This is a genomic window from Nocardioides insulae DSM 17944 (assembly GCF_000422825.1).
GTDB classification, from domain to species: Bacteria; Actinomycetota; Actinomycetes; order Propionibacteriales; family Nocardioidaceae; genus Nocardioides; species Nocardioides insulae.
Map to the genome: position 1 here is coordinate 271,544 of NZ_KE383929.1, position 14,541 is coordinate 286,084.

Consider the following 14,541-nt stretch of genomic DNA (forward strand, 5'->3'; position numbering starts at 1 on the left):
TCAGACCAGGAGCGAGAGCGGAAGGACGACGAGCATGCCCGCCAGACCCTGGATCAGGGTGCCCGTGGTCTGCGCGCGGTAGGCCTGGCCCACACTCATCCGGCTGAACTGGCTCACCACCCAGAAGTAGCTGTCGTTGGCGTGCGAGACGGTCATGGCGCCGAGGCCGACCGCCATCACCGCCAGGGTCGCCCCGAGGTCACCGGTCAGTCCGAGATCGCCGAGGAGCGGCGCGACCAGGGCCGAGGTGGTCACCATCGACACCGTCGAGGAGCCCTGGGCGGTCTTCAACGCCGCGGCGATGAGGAAGGGCACCAGGATGCCGATCCCGAGGGCGGAGAGCTTGTCGCCGAGGTAGCTGCCCAGGTCCGTGGCCGCGATCACGGCTCCGAACGCACCGCCGGCACCGGTGATGAGCAGGATGGGGGCGGCGTCCACGATGCCCTCCCCGATCCGGTCCGAGACGGTCTTCTCGCCGTTCCTGGAGTGCAGTGAGTAGATCGCGAGTGCGACACCGACCAGCAGCGCGATGACCGGCTGACCGACGAACCTCAGCGCGTCCGCGACGACGGAGTCGGTGGCCGGCAGGAACGGCAGCGCCATCGCCGACCCGAGCATGATCAGCACGATCGGCACCAGGATCGGGGCGAACGACGCCCACGTGCCCGGCCGGTGGGTGGACGCGGCGACCTCGGCGAACTCGGCCATCCGGCGGTCGAGATGCTCGTTCGATTCGCCCTCCGGCTGGGCGTGGGAGAAGCGCAGCGCCCACAGCGAGCCGGCCGCCGCCGAGACAATCCCGACCGCCAGGCCCACGGCCATCACCAGACCGAGCTTGTCCGAGAGACCAAGATTGCCGGCGGCCGCGATGGGGCCCGGCGTCGGGGGCACGAGTGTGTGGGTGGCGTACAGGCCGGTGGCCAGGGCCACCGACATGGCGACCGGGCTGGTCTTGGTGCGAGCTGCCATCGACTCCTTCAGGGAGTTGAGGATGACGTAGGCGGAGTCGCAGAAGACGGGGATCGAGACGACGTAGCCGATGGCACTCATGGTCAGCGTCGGGAACCGCTTGCCGAAGATCTTGATGATGGCGTCGGCCATCGTGATGGCCGCCCCGGAACGGTCCAGGAAGACCCCGATCACCGTGCCGAGCACGATCACGATGCCGATGTTCCCCAGGGTCGTGCCGAACCCGGCCGTCACGACCGACACGACACCGAGCGAATCACCCTCGGTCAGCAGCGGCAGCCCGAAGGCGACCCCTCCGACCAGGGCGGTGATCAGCAGCGCGAGGAAGGGATGCATCTTGGCGGCTGCGGTGAGCAGCACCAGCCCCACGACCAGGGCGATCAGGATGAGCAGGTCGACCACGGAGAGCCTTTCGTCGAGTGGCCGGTCCACGAGATCGGGCGGCCAGAGTCACTCGGACCAAGGATGGTGGCGGGCTGTGACGCGGTCCACAGGCGGTTGGCCAGATTCTGCGCCGCCGCTTTGTGCGATCGCACAGCTACCCGCCGATGTCGCCTCCGGTGGCCACCACCGGACCCAGATAGAGCCACATCACGTGCGGCAGCCGGTCCAGCTGTAGACCGGTGATCTCCCCGATCCGGCCGAGCCGGTAGCGGACGGTGTTGCGATGGACGTGGAGCGCGTTCGCCGTGGCCGTGGGACTGGCCCGGTGACGCACGTAGGCCTGGAAGGTGGCGCGCAGTTCCCCGGTGGGATCGGACGCCTCCAGCCGATGCCACGGCTCGGCGACGAGTTCTGCCCGCCAGTCCTGCCGCAGGCCGGAGAGCAGCGCGAGCAGGGGCAGGTCATCGAAGGTGTAGGCCGAGGTGTCCTCCCGGATCAGACGCCCGACCGCAAGAACGTCGAGTGCGGTGAGGTAGCCCCGCTCGAAGGCGAGCTCGCCGGAGAACGCCCGGCCCACGGCGTACCGGATCGTCTCGCGACGATCGCTCAGTGGCTCGGAGACCGAGATCGGCAGCCGCTCCGCACGATGGGCGGTGCTGAAGAGCACCAACTCCCGTGGCGACGTACGCCCGACGAGGACGCCGCGGATGCCGGCCAGGGAACGGTGCAGTTCTCCGAGACCCCCCATCCCCTCGCCTGTGCCGGTCGGTACGACGACCACGGACAACCGGGCGACGTCCAGATCGATCCCGAGGGACGCTGCCCACGGCGCCAGGTCCCGGCGTTCGACCGCACCCGTCGCGGCCTGTGCCACGAACTCCTCGCGCTCGTGCCGTCGCCAGTGCTGTTGCTCGGCCGCGTGGGCCTGATCGACCATCAGCTCCGCCGTCACCCGGATCAGATCGCCCAGGACCCGCACCTCGGCCGGATCACCCGTGATGCCGATGACACCGATGAGTTCGCCCCGACTGCGGATCGGCACATTCACCCCGGGCTGGACCCCGCGGAGCGCGCCCGTCTCCTCCGAACCGATCTCCACGACCCGCTGCTGCTGCGCGGCGAGCAACGCGCCTTCGTGGACGCCGCCGATCCGATCACCATCACCGGAGGCGAGGATCACGCCGTCGGAGTCCATGACGTTGACGTTGTGCCGGAGCACGGCCATCGTCCGATCGGCCACCTGGCGAGCCAGCTCCGGACTCAACGGTCGGCGACCCACCGGGGACGGCGTGCGTGCTGCGCGCAGGGGTCAGTACCGGCTGCTCGGGTGGCTCCGCGGAGCCACGTCACCCTCGAGTGCGCGACCGGCCATCTCCTCGATGACGCTGCGGGCGACGGTCTGGGGGGTGAGGCCGATCCGTTCGAGGATCGCGGCCCGCTTGGCATGGTCGAGGAACTCCTGGGGGATCCCGTGGATCCGCACGGGCGTGTCCACCCGGGCCTTGGACAGCGCCTGCAGCAGGCTCGCGCCGACGCCTCCGGCGACCCCGTTGTCCTCGACGCTCACCACCAGCCGGTATCGGCCGGCCAGGTCGACCAGGGCGGGGTCGACCGGCTTGACCCAGCGGGGGTCCACCACGGTCGCCCCCAGCCCCTGCGCGACCAGGAGTTCGGCGGCCGCGACCGCCGTACCGGCCATCGCGCCGACGCCGACGAGCAGGACGTCGGGATCGCCCCTCCGGAACAGGACGTCGGCGCGGCCCGCGGTGTCGATCGCGGGGAGGTCCTCGGGAGGCGGCCCCTTGGGGAAGCGCACCACCGTGGGAGCGTCGTCGACCTCCACGGCCTCGTTGAGCAGTTCCCGCAGGCGCGTCGCGTCGCGTGGCGCGGCCAGGCGCAGCCCGGGCACCACCTCGAGGATCGACATGTCCCACATGCCGTTGTGCGAGGCGCCATCGTCGCCGGTGACGCCCGATCGGTCCAGCACGAAGGTGACGCCGCAGCGATGCAGGGCACAGTCCATCAGCACCTGGTCGAAGGCCCGGTTGAGGAAGGTCGCGTAGACGGCCACCACCGGGTGGAGGCCCCCCATCGCGAGGCCGGCCGCGGAGGTCACCGCATGCTGCTCGGCGATCCCCACGTCGAAGGTGCGCTCGGGGAAGCGGGCCTCGAAGTGGTGCAGCCCGACCGGGTGCATCATCGCGGCGGTGATCGCCACGATGTCCTGGCGCCGCTGGCCGATCTCCACGATCTCGTCGGCGAAGACGTCGGTCCAGATCCTCCCCTTCGGGGTCTCCGCGCCGGTCACGACGTCGAAGGGCCCCGGCGAGTGGAACTGGTCGGCCTCGTGCCGCTCGGCGGCGTCGTACCCAAATCCCTTGCGGGTCATCGCGTGCACGATCACCGGCCCACCGAAGCGCTTCGCCCTCTCCAGGGCCTGCTCCATCGCGACCCGGTCGTGCCCGTCGACGGGGCCGACGTACTTGAGGCCGAGATCCTCGAAGAGCCCCTGGGGAGCCAGCGCGTCCTTGACCCCCTTCTTGATGGCGTGGAGCGCGTCGTAGGTGGCCGCACCCACCCCCGGCACCTGGTGGAGCCGCTTCTTGATCGTCTCGAGGGTCTGCTCGTAACGCGGGTCGGTGCGGAGCGAGGTGAGGGCGTTGGCCAGCCCACCCACCGTCGGGGTGTAGGAGCGGCCGTTGTCATTGACGACGATGACCAGCCGACTGTCCTTGGCGATCGCGATGTTGTTGAGCGCCTCCCAGGCCATCCCGCCGGTCAGCGCACCGTCGCCGATCACGGCCACCACGTGCCGCTGCTCCCCGCGGATGGCATAGGCCTTGGCCAGGCCGTCGGCGTAGGACAGGGCGGTGGAGGCGTGTGAGTTCTCCACGACGTCGTGGTCGGACTCGGCCCGGCTCGGGTAGCCGGAGAGGCCGCCCTCGCGACGCAGGCCACCGAACTCGCCGGCCCGGCCGGTCAGCATCTTGTGCACGTAGGCCTGGTGGCCGGTGTCGAAGATGACCCGGTCCGTCGGGGAGTCGAAGACCCGGTGGATGGCCAGGGTCAGCTCCACGACCCCGAGGTTGGGCCCGAGATGACCACCGCCGACCGCGCAACTGGAGACCAGCAGATCGCGAATCTCCACGGCCAGCTCGGTCAGCTGGTCCTCGCTCAGACCCCGGAGGTCGTCGGGCGAGGTCACCGATGGGAGAACAGCCATGGACGGGAGGTTACAACCCGGTGTCGCACTGTGCCGCCTCCTCACGCCGGGTGTGCGTGGGTTCGCTGGGCTCGTCGCGTCACAGCCGCGCAACATAGCGGCGCCCCCGGATGGCGTCCTCGACGAGCCCGACCTCCCGGCGTACGGCGGAGAGCCGGGCGTCCTCGAGCAGGAGCGTCTGGACGGCGGCCTCCACCACGGCAGGGGTGGCCACCTGCCCCAGATCCGCCCGGGCCTCGGAGAGACCGCGCCGGATCGCGGCCTGGTCGGCCTCGACGTGGAGCACGGCGAACCGGGCGAGCACGACCAGGTGACGACGCAGGCCCGTATAGCGGCGGTAGTCGGAGGGGCAGCGGTCGAGCAGCCAGGACGCCGCGGTCTCCTCCCATCCCGGCGCGTCGGGTGGACGGACCTGGTCCGGCCACCCGGGCGGAGCGTAAGCAGGCATGAGGAGAGTCTATCGAACATCTGTTCGATTCAGGAAGTCGCTGTCGGCTCTGGGTCGAGTGACTGACGCTGCCTTGACCGGGTGACCGAACGAGCGCCCGGGAAGGAGGCCTTCGCACACCACCCGGGCACCACATGCGACGACGCCGGCACCCCTGATCGGGGCGCCGGCGTCGTGGTCGTCGAGCAGCTCAGGCGAGCTCGAGGCCGGGGTAGAGCGGGTTCTTCTCGAGCAGTTCGGCGCTGGCGGAGCGCACCCGATCGGCAACTCCGTCGGCGAGCCGGTAGGACGCCTTCGAGGGGCCGCCGGCCTTGGTGGTGCCCGGGGTGGTGTTGGACAGGACCTCGACGATGAGCTCGGAGACCCGGTCGAACTCGGCGGCGCCGAAGCCCCGGGTGGTGAGCGCCGGCGTACCGAGCCGGATGCCGGAGGTGTACCAGGCGCCGTTCGGGTCTGCCGGCACGGAGTTGCGATTGGTGACCACACCGGCGTCGAGCAGCGCCGACTCGGCCTGCCGACCGGTGAGGCCGAAGGAGGTCACGTCGAGCAGGACCAGGTGGTTGTCGGTGCCCCCGGTGACCAGGTTCGCCTCGCGCCGCAGGAAACCCTCGGCAAGCGACTTGGCGTTGTCGGCGATCTGCTGCGCATAGGTCTGGAAGGCGGGCTGGCGGGCCTCGGCCAGAGCGACCGCCTTGGCCGCCATCACGTGACTGAGCGGGCCGCCGAGCACCATCGGGCAACCGCGGTCGACACTGGGGGCGAACTCCTCGGTGGCCAGCACCATGCCGCCGCGCGGACCGCGCAGCGACTTGTGGGTGGTGGTGGTGACCACGTGGGCGTGCGGCACCGGGTCCTCGTCGCCGGTGAAGACCTTGCCCGCCACCAGGCCGGCGAAGTGGGCCATGTCGACCATCAGGGTGGCGCCGACCTCGTCGGCGATCTCGCGCATCTTGGCGAAGTTCACCCGTCGCGGGTACGCCGAGTAGCCGGCGACGAGCACCAGCGGCTTGAACTCGCGCGCCTTGGCGGCCAGGGCGTCGTAGTCCAGCAGCCCGGTCTCGGGGTCGGTGCCGTACTGCTGCTGGTGGAACATCTTGCCGCTGATGTTGGGCCGGAACCCGTGGGTGAGGTGGCCGCCGGCGTCCAGGCTCATCCCGAGGAGGCGCTGGTTGCCGAGCTCGCGGCGCAGCTTCTCCCAGTCCGCCTCGGTGAGGTCGTTGACGTTGCGCACGCCGTGCTCGGCCAGGGCCGGCGACTCGATGCGGTGCGCCAGGATCGACCAGAAGGCGACCAGGTTGGCGTCGATGCCCGAGTGCGGCTGGACGTAGGCGTACTCGGCACCGAACAGCTCGCGCGCGTGCTCGGCGGCGAGGGCCTCGACCGTGTCGACGTTCTGACAGCCGGCGTAGAAGCGGTGGCCGACGGTGCCCTCGGCGTACTTGTCACTGAACCAGGTGCCCATGGTCATCAGCACGGCCGGGGACGCGTAGTTCTCGCTGGCGATGAGCTTGAGGCTGGCTCGCTGGTCGGCGAGCTCCTGGCGCGTGGCATCGGCGATGCGGGGCTCGACCGAGGCGATGACCTCGAGAGCGTGGCGGTAGGCGCTGCTGGTGAGCGAGTTCAGGTCGGCCATGCCTGGAATGCTAGTGACCCGGCGACCCCGGCACGAATCAGTCGTCGAGGCGCGGACGGCGACCGACAGGCCAGGCCCACCGAACCTCCGCCGCCCAATCCGGTCGCCGGTGTGACCTGGGCCTCACCGAGGTCGGCTCCCCTCCGGGGAAACAGGATTCTCGTATCACTATTCGGACATGCGTCTCACGGCATGAGACAGGCGCTTGTGGTCGTCGGTTCCGAGGGCTGAGACTCCTTGACATGGTCACCGCTGCAACTCACGCCCACCTCGTGGTACGTCGCCACGTGGACCTCGGGCGTACCCGCAGCGCGATGTGTTGGCCTCGCTGACCGCGGCCGCTCATCGCTCATCCTGAGCCACGAGCCGGCCCGCCGCCCGAGATGACTCCATTCCCCCGGGCGCGGCGATCGAGCCACGCCCTGACATTCCGAGGACCTGCCCTCCATGCCTGATCTGCGCTTCCAGTCGAAGACCGCGACCCGCACCGAGATCCCGCGCCCCAAGCGCGGCGAAGGCCAGTGGGCCCTGGGCTTCACCGAGCCGCTGAACAAGAACGAGCAGAACAAGAAGGACGACGACGCCCTCAACGTCCGCGACCGGATCCTGCACATCTACTCCAAGCGGGGCTTCGACTCGATCGACCCCTCCGACCTGCGTGGACGCTTCCGCTGGATGGGCCTCTACACCCAGCGTGCGCCGGGCTTCGACGGCGGCAAGACCGGCAGCGTGCCCGAGGAGGAGTTGGACGACCGCTACTTCATGATGCGGGTCCGCTCGGACGGCGCCCGACTCGCCCCGGCCACCGTGCGTGCGCTGGGTGAGATCGGCCGCGACTACGCCCGCGACACCGCGGACATCACCGACCGGGAGAACATCCAGTACCACTGGATCCGCGTCGAGGACGTCCCGACGATCTGGGAGACCCTCGAGGCGGCCGGGCTCTCCACGGTGGAGGCCTGCGGCGACTCTCCTCGCCCCTTCCTCGGATCGCCGGTGGCCGGCGTCGCGGCCGACGAGATCATCGACGGCACTCCCGCTCTCGAGGAGATCAAGCGGCGGTACCTCGGTGACCCGGCGTTCTCGAACTTCCCCCGTAAGTTCAAGACCGCCCTGACCGGTCACCCCAGCCAGGACGTGGCGCCCGAACTCAACGACGTGGCCTTCGTGGGCACCGTCCACCCCGAGCTCGGGCCCGGCTTCGACGTCTGGGTCGGCGGCGGTCTCTCGACCAACCCCCGCCTCGCCGAGAAGCTGGGCGTGTGGATCCCCCTCGACGAGGTCCCGGACGTGTGGTCCGGGGTCGCTGGGATCTTCCGCGACTACGGCTACCGCCGTCTCCGCAGCCGGGCCAGGCTGAAGTTCCTGGTGGCCGACTGGGGCAAGGACAAGTTCCGGGAGGTCCTCGAGAACGAATACCTCGGCAAGCCGATGGTCTCGCTCGAGTCTCCGCCCGCGCCCGTCGCCCACCGCGACCACATCGGCGTCCACGACCAGAAGGACGGCAACAAGTACGTCGGCCTGGCACCCGTCGCCGGGCGGGTCTCGGGCACCATGCTGATCGCCCTGGCCGAGGTCATGGAGCGGTTTGGCGTGCCGGCCGCCCGCCTCACGCCGTACCAGAAGATCGTGCTGCTCGGCGTGGAGCCCGGATCCGTCGACGGGCTGCTCGACGCCCTGGAGCCCATCGGCCTCTCGGGCCGTCCCTCCAACTGGCGGCGCAACACGATGGCCTGCACCGGCATCGAGTTCTGCAAGCTGGCCATCGTCGACACCAAGAATCGTGCCCGCGACCTGATCGCCGAGCTCGAGGAGCGGGTCCCCGAACTGGACGCACCGATCACCGTCAACCTCAACGGCTGCCCCAACGCCTGCGCCCGCACCCAGGTCGCCGACATCGGGCTGAAGGGTCAGCTCGTCCTCGACGCCGACGGCAACCAGGTCGAGGGATTCCAGGTGCACCTCGGCGGCGCCACCGGACTGCAGGCCAACTTCGGCCGCAAGCTGCGTGCGCACAAGGTCACCTCCGCGGGCCTCGGCGACTACGTCACCACGCTGGCGACCAACTACCTGTCCGACCGGGAGTCGCCGGAAGAGTCCTTCGCCACCTGGGTCGCCCGCGCCGAGGAGAACCTGCTCCGTGGCGAGCAGATCCTGGAACCCGCGGCGACATGAGCGAGCGCGCGATTCCGTTCCACTGCCCCTACTGCGGTGACGAGGACCTCCGTCCCCATGAGGTGGTGGCGGACACGGGTGAGGTCACCTCGCCGCACGGCGCCTGGGAGTGCCGCTCCTGCTTGCGCGCCTTCGTCCTGAAAAGCCTGGGCATGACACCGTCACCGACCCGAGGAGGTCAGTCATGAGTGTGGCCACCGCGGCGGCGCGGGCCAACCGCGCCGTCCAGACCGCCGGCCGCTCCCCCGAGGAGCTGCGCGAGCTCGTCCTGCACTGGGGTGCCGAGCTCGAGCTCGCACCCGCGGAGACGATCATCGAGTGGGCAGCCGCCACCTTCGGAGAGCGCTTCTGCGTCACCTCCTCGATGGGCGACGCCGTCCTGGCCCACCTGGCCAGCACCGTCGTACCCGGGGTGGACGTGGTCTTCCTCGACACCGGCTACCACTTCGCCGAGACCATCGGCACCCGCGACGCCGTGGCCGCGACCATGGACGTCAACCTGCTGACCATCACACCGGTCCAGAGCGTCGCCGAACAGGACGAGACCTACGGCAAGGACCTCTACAAGACCGACCCCGACCTGTGCTGCCAGCTGCGCAAGGTCAAGCCCCTGGCCGAGTCCCTCAGCGGGTACGACGCCTGGGCGACCGGGCTGCGCCGCGCCGAGACCCACAACCGGGTGATCGCCCCGGTCATCGGCTGGGACGCCAAGAAGCAGAAGGTCAAGGTCTCCCCGATGGCCCGCTGGTCCGACGAGCAGGTCGACCAGTACATCGCCGAGAACGGGATCCTGGTCAATCCGCTCGTCTACGACGGCTACCCATCGATCGGCTGCGCGCCCTGCACCCGTCGGGTCGCTCCCGGCGATGATCCGCGCTCCGGCCGGTGGGCCGGCATGAACAAGACCGAGTGCGGCATCCACACCTGACCCACGTCCATCCATCCCCCGCCGACATCGTCGTCGGCACCCCCCACCCCCAGCATCACGCACTTTCCGAAGGGAGGCCCGAGCACCATGGCCGCTCCTGCACTGGTCGCGCTGGCTCACGGCAGTCGTGACCCGCGCTCCTCTGCCACCATCACCGCTCTCGTCGAGGAGGTCCGCGCGATGCGGCCCGATCTGCGGATCGAGCCCGCATTCCTCGAACTCTCGCGGCCCTCGTTCACGACCGTCATCGACCGTCTGGTCAAGGCGGGCCACGAGGAGATCGTGGTGGTGCCCCTGCTCCTCACCGACGCCTTCCACGCCAAGGTCGACGTACCTTCCGTGGTGGCCGAGGCCCAGGCCCGGCACCAGGGTGTGAAGATCCAGGCGACCGACGTCCTCGGGCTGGAGACCCGGTTCCTGGAGGTGCTCGACGTACGACTGCGGGCGGCGCTGAAGCAGGCCCGGGTGCGTGAGCTCGACGCGCTCGTCCTGGCCGCGGCCGGCTCGAGCGACCCCCTGGCCAACCAGGCGGTCGCCCGTCTGGCCAGGGTGTGGGGCACGCACCATCGGCTCCCCGTGGTGGCGGCCTATGCCTCCTCCGCACCCCCTGCCACCGGCGAGGCCGTCCGCCAGTTCCGGGCGGAGGGACGCCGGCACATCGCGGTCGCCTCGCTCTTCCTCGCCCCGGGTCTGCTCCCGGACCGGGCCGCCGAACTCGCCCTCGAAGCCGGCGCCGTCGCCGTCTCCGACCCCCTGGGCGCCCACCCCGAGGTGGCCCGCACCGTCCTGGCGCGCTACGCCGTCGGCGCGGTCGAACTCGTCCCCGTCTGAGAGCCTCCGCTCCTGCAACCCAAGATCGAGCCGGCGTCGTTGGACGCCGGCTCGATCCACTCTCCGCCGAGTCGGCGTGCTGCGAGGGCCAGCCGTCGACAGCTACGCCCTCTCACCCGGGCCGCAGCCCGGTCCGGTCGGCCGATCGTGCCGATCAGCTGACCAGCTGCTCCACGAGCCGCTGGAGCTCGGCCTCCGGGTCGGCGGCGACCCCGCCGTGCACCGGCCCGGGCTGGAGCACGGTGCTCTTCGGTGCACGGACGAACCCGAACCGCTGCCCGAGGGGGTGCTGCGCCGCAGCCCCGCCGCGCGCATCGCCGGCACAGACCCCGTCGACGAACGCCAGCGCCTCGCACACCTGGTCGACATCGAGGGTCGGGAAGGCGGCGGAGAGCCGGTCGGCCGAGACCCGCCACCCGACACGGAGGAAGCCGGCCGCCTCGCAGTAGAGCACCACGCCGACGTTGAGGAACTCCTCGCGGTCCACCCGTGGCACACAACGAAGCACGACGTACTGGTAGGACAGCCGCGCGCTCATGCCGAGACCTCCGCGACCGGGAGCCATTGCGAGGCCCGCAAGCGGGCCGTCAGGAAGCTGACGTACGCCGACCGCAGTGCCGCCGGGGTCTCGGCGCCGGGGACCGGCTCGAGCCACTCGTCTGGCACGGTGGCCAGCACCTCGGCGAAGACCGACTCGTCCAACTGCCGGCGGATCTCCGCGTCGGCGGCGGGCAGCTGGTCAGCGTACTGCCGCAGCACGTGGTCATCGGAGTTCCACGGCTGTTGCGCGAACCGCTCCGGTCCACCCTCCTTGGCCAGCGACCCGCCCTGCCAAGCGTGGTGGAAGTAGAGCGAGGCGCCGTGGTCGATGACCCACAGGTCTCCGTGCCACAGGAGCAGGTTGGGGTTGCGCCAGGACCGGTCGACGTTGGCGGTGAAGGCGTCCAGCCACAGCACCTTGGCCGGGTCTGCGCTACCGGGCCCGGGATCCCCGTCGTACCCGAAGGAGCCGGGGAGGAAGTCGATGCCGAGATTGAGGCCGGGGCTGGCATTGAGCAGATCCTGGACCTCCTCGTCGGCTTCGTAGCGTGCGATCTCCGGGTCGAGGTCGAGGACCACCAGTCGCGGCGTGTGCAGCCCGATGCGTCGGGCCAGCTCACCCACGATCACCTCGGCGACCAGCACCCGCACGCCCTGGCCGGCACCACGGAACTTGCACACATAGGTGCCCAGGTCATCGGCCTCCACGATCCCGGGGAGGCTTCCGCCCTCCCTGAGGGGCGTGACATAGCGCGTGACGCGCACCCGCGCGAGCCCATCCGCGCCGAGCTCGCCGAAGTCAGCAGTCATGGCGCGAGTATCCCAGTGTGTCCTCCCCGCCGAGCACTCGGACCACGTCGAAGGTGTGCCCGACCACCGTGCTCACCGAGCCGTCGGGCTCCGGTTCGTCGAACCACACCTCCTCGGTGAAGCCCAGCTTGCGCAGCACCCGCCGGGAGGCGAGGTTGCGATGATCCGGCGCGGCGAAGAACGAGCGTGCCCCCGGATGGCGCTCGCGCGCATGCCGGCACCAGTGCGAGAGGATCCGGGTGCCGAGCCCACCTCCGACCATCGCCGGGGGTCCGATCGCGTAGTCGAGACCCAGCGAGTCCGGATCGTGGGTGAGGACCGGATAGTCCGGATGATCGCGGAGCAGGTAGTCCTGACAGAACCCGACCGACCTTCCGTTGGCCTCGACGACCCACAGATCGGTGCCGCTGCCGGCGCGTAGGTCTGGGGCGTAGCGCTGGGTGATGTTGGCCAGGGTGGGCTCGCCGTCGACGCCGAACCACCGCCGAACGTGCGGTTGGGCGAGCCAGCCCGCCAGCACCCGCAGGTCGCCGGTGACCATCGGCCGCAGCGCCACCCGGGGCTCGGGATCGGCGCTGAATTCCTTCACCTCGCCGGAGAGATCCATCGCCCAGACCGCCGCCGCCGGGCTCCCCGAGATGCGGCCGGCAGCGGCGTACCAGCTCTCCCCCGGCTCCGCCGTGCCGGTACGCCACCTGCCGTCGACCCGCACCTGCACGGGGACGGTCACGAGCCGATCTCTCGCTCGGTGCTCACAGCCCCGATTCAAGCATCCCCTCGTCAGGGTCGGCGTCGACCTCCTCGCGGACGATGGCGTACGCCACCCCGGGCGAATAGCCCTTGCGAGCGAGCATCCCCACGAGTCGACGGACCTTGACCTGCTGATCCAGCCGGTGCATCGTCCGGAGCTTCTTGCGGACCAGGGCTCGCCCCGCCTCCCGCTCGTCGTCAGGATCGAGCTCGTCGAGCGCGGCTCGGGCGACCTCGTCGGAGACGCCCTTGCGCCGAAGCTCCTGTGCCAGGGCTCTGCGCGCCAACCCCTTGCCTGATTGGCGACCGCTCACCCAGGCCCGGGCGAAGGCTGCGTCGTCGATCAGCCCGACCTCCTCGAAGCGGTCGAGCAGGGCCGTCGCGATCTCATCGGGGATCTCGCGCTGGGCCAGCTTGTCGGCCAACTGCCGGCGGCTGCGGGCCTGAGCGGTCAGCTGATCGAGCAGGATCTTGCGCCCCCGAGCCTCCTCGTCCGTGGGTGCCGCCGCCGGTGCGGGTTGGGCTCGCCCGGCCCGACCCCGGGAACCCGACTTCGCCCTGCCGGTCCGATCACCGCTGCGCCGGGAGCGATCCGCTGCCGGACGGTCAGCGGTGTCGCCAGTGCCTCGAGTCCAGGCCTCGACGCCGCTGGTGACGTCGCCGAGCCACGCTGGGGGTGGCCCGGACGACGCCCACGGGTCTGCCTCGCCCTGCCAGGGATCAGAAGGAGTCGACGCCGATCGGCTCATCGGAGAGCTCCTCGCCGTCCACTGTCGGTCCGACCCCGAGCTTCTCGAGGATCTTCTTCTCCAGCTCGTTGGCGAGGTCGGGGTTGTCGGAGAGGAACTTGCGCGCATTCTCCTTGCCCTGGCCGAGCTGATCGCCCTCGTAGGTGTACCAAGCGCCCGCCTTGCGGACCAGGCCAGCTTCGACACCGACGTCGATCAGCCCGCCCTCGCGGCTGATGCCCTTGCCGTACATGATGTCGAACTCCGCCTGCTTGAACGGCGGGGCCACCTTGTTCTTCACGACCTTGACCCGGGTGCGGTTGCCCACGACCTCCTGGCCGTCCTTGAGCGACTCGATCCGGCGCACGTCGAGACGCACCGAGGAGTAGAACTTCAGCGCCCGGCCACCGGTGGTGGTCTCCGGCGAACCGAACATCACGCCGATCTTCTCCCGAAGCTGGTTGATGAAGATCGCCGTGGTGCCCGCGCCGTTCAGAGCGCCGGTCATCTTCCGCAGGGCCTGGCTCATCAGCCGCGCCTGAAGGCCCACGTGGCTGTCGCCCATCTCGCCCTCGATCTCCGCCCGCGGGACCAGTGCGGCCACCGAGTCGATCACGATCAGATCCAGCGCGCCCGACCGGATCAGCATGTCGGCGATCTCCAGCGCCTGCTCCCCCGAGTCGGGCTGGCTGACCAGCAGGGCGTCGGTGTCGACGCCCAGATTCTTCGCATAGTCCGGGTCGAGTGCGTGCTCGGCGTCGATGAAGGCCACGATGCCGCCGGCCCGCTGGGCGTTGGCCACCGCATGCAGGGCCACCGTGGTCTTACCCGAGGACTCCGGACCGTAGATCTCCACGACCCGGCCCCGAGGCAACCCGCCCAGGCCCAGAGCCACGTCGAGCGCGATCGCTCCGGTCGGGATGATCTCCAGCGGCGCACGGGCCTCATCGCCCAGCCGCATCACCGACCCCTTGCCGAATGACTTCTCGATGTTGGCGAGTGCAGCGTCTAGCGCCTTCTCGCGGTCACCACCAGCCATGATGTTCCTTCCCTCGGACCCCTTGGCCCCGGTCGTCTTAGCTTTTCGTCGTGTCGTCGCCATCAATCCTGGACGCTAGAGGA

13 protein-coding genes are annotated in these 14,541 nt (G+C 70.1%); 3 read left to right on the forward strand and 10 right to left on the reverse strand.

Annotated elements, in window-relative coordinates; all coding sequences use genetic code 11:
- The 5 genes from G515_RS0115880 to G515_RS0115900 all read right to left on the reverse strand — a co-directional run bounded on the left by G515_RS0115880 (position 1) and on the right by G515_RS0115900 (position 6,657).
- On the reverse strand, positions 1 to 1,371 hold the full coding sequence (locus tag G515_RS0115880) for a GntP family permease (protein ID WP_028660937.1): 1,371 nt from the start codon (positions 1,369 to 1,371) through the stop codon (positions 1 to 3).
- Between the two features lie 136 nt (positions 1,372 to 1,507).
- On the reverse strand, positions 1,508 to 2,632 hold the full coding sequence (locus tag G515_RS0115885) for a sugar diacid recognition domain-containing protein (protein ID WP_281168309.1): 1,125 nt from the start codon (positions 2,630 to 2,632) through the stop codon (positions 1,508 to 1,510).
- Positions 2,633 to 2,662: 30 nt separating this feature from the next.
- Positions 2,663 to 4,576, reverse strand: a complete 1,914-nt coding sequence (gene dxs, locus G515_RS0115890) for a 1-deoxy-D-xylulose-5-phosphate synthase (protein ID WP_028660939.1) — start codon at positions 4,574 to 4,576, stop codon at positions 2,663 to 2,665.
- 79 nt (positions 4,577 to 4,655) lie between these two features.
- The gene (locus tag G515_RS0115895) at positions 4,656 to 5,024 is read right to left on the reverse strand and encodes a hypothetical protein (RefSeq protein WP_028660940.1); all 369 of its coding nucleotides are present in this window, start codon (positions 5,022 to 5,024) and stop codon (positions 4,656 to 4,658) included.
- 190 nt (positions 5,025 to 5,214) lie between these two features.
- The gene (locus tag G515_RS0115900) at positions 5,215 to 6,657 is read right to left on the reverse strand and encodes a glycine hydroxymethyltransferase (protein ID WP_036555888.1); all 1,443 of its coding nucleotides are present in this window, start codon (positions 6,655 to 6,657) and stop codon (positions 5,215 to 5,217) included.
- Positions 6,658 to 7,104: 447 nt separating this feature from the next.
- Here G515_RS0115900 and G515_RS0115905 point away from each other — a divergent pair, with 447 nt between their 5' ends.
- From G515_RS0115905 to G515_RS0115915, 3 genes are all read left to right on the forward strand, one after another.
- The gene (locus tag G515_RS0115905; RefSeq protein WP_028660942.1) at positions 7,105 to 8,832 is read left to right on the forward strand and encodes a nitrite/sulfite reductase; all 1,728 of its coding nucleotides are present in this window, start codon (positions 7,105 to 7,107) and stop codon (positions 8,830 to 8,832) included.
- A 184-nt stretch (positions 8,833 to 9,016) separates the two neighbouring features.
- Positions 9,017 to 9,760, forward strand: a complete 744-nt coding sequence (locus G515_RS0115910) for a phosphoadenylyl-sulfate reductase (RefSeq protein WP_051218479.1) — start codon at positions 9,017 to 9,019, stop codon at positions 9,758 to 9,760.
- Positions 9,761 to 9,847: 87 nt separating this feature from the next.
- On the forward strand, positions 9,848 to 10,591 hold the full coding sequence (locus tag G515_RS0115915) for a sirohydrochlorin chelatase (protein ID WP_028660944.1): 744 nt from the start codon (positions 9,848 to 9,850) through the stop codon (positions 10,589 to 10,591).
- Between the two features lie 154 nt (positions 10,592 to 10,745).
- Here the strand turns inward: G515_RS0115915 and G515_RS0115920 are convergent, their stop codons facing one another.
- Genes G515_RS0115920 through recA form a run of 5 tightly spaced genes read right to left on the reverse strand, consistent with a single transcriptional unit; the run spans position 10,746 to position 14,461 of the window.
- A complete protein-coding gene (locus G515_RS0115920) occupies positions 10,746 to 11,129 on the reverse strand; it encodes a DUF3037 domain-containing protein (RefSeq protein ID WP_028660945.1) in 384 nt (127 codons plus the stop codon).
- Positions 11,126 to 11,941 carry a HipA family kinase gene (locus tag G515_RS0115925; protein WP_051218480.1) on the reverse strand — a complete coding sequence of 272 codons (816 nt, stop codon included), beginning with the start codon at positions 11,939 to 11,941 and terminating at the stop codon, positions 11,126 to 11,128. The genes G515_RS0115920 and G515_RS0115925 overlap by 4 nt, the downstream gene beginning before the upstream one ends.
- On the reverse strand, positions 11,931 to 12,671 hold the full coding sequence (locus G515_RS21855; RefSeq protein WP_051218481.1) for a GNAT family N-acetyltransferase: 741 nt from the start codon (positions 12,669 to 12,671) through the stop codon (positions 11,931 to 11,933). Before G515_RS21855 ends, G515_RS0115925 begins: the two co-directional genes overlap by 11 nt.
- 22 nt (positions 12,672 to 12,693) lie before the next feature.
- Positions 12,694 to 13,440: a regulatory protein RecX gene (locus G515_RS24020; protein WP_084653652.1), complete on the reverse strand. Its 747-nt coding sequence runs from the start codon at positions 13,438 to 13,440 to the stop codon at positions 12,694 to 12,696.
- Complete coding sequence (gene recA, locus G515_RS0115940; protein WP_028660947.1) at positions 13,412 to 14,461, reverse strand: recombinase RecA; 1,050 nt, start codon at positions 14,459 to 14,461, stop codon at positions 13,412 to 13,414. The genes G515_RS24020 and recA overlap by 29 nt, the downstream gene beginning before the upstream one ends.
- Positions 14,462 to 14,541 lie beyond the last annotated feature (80 nt).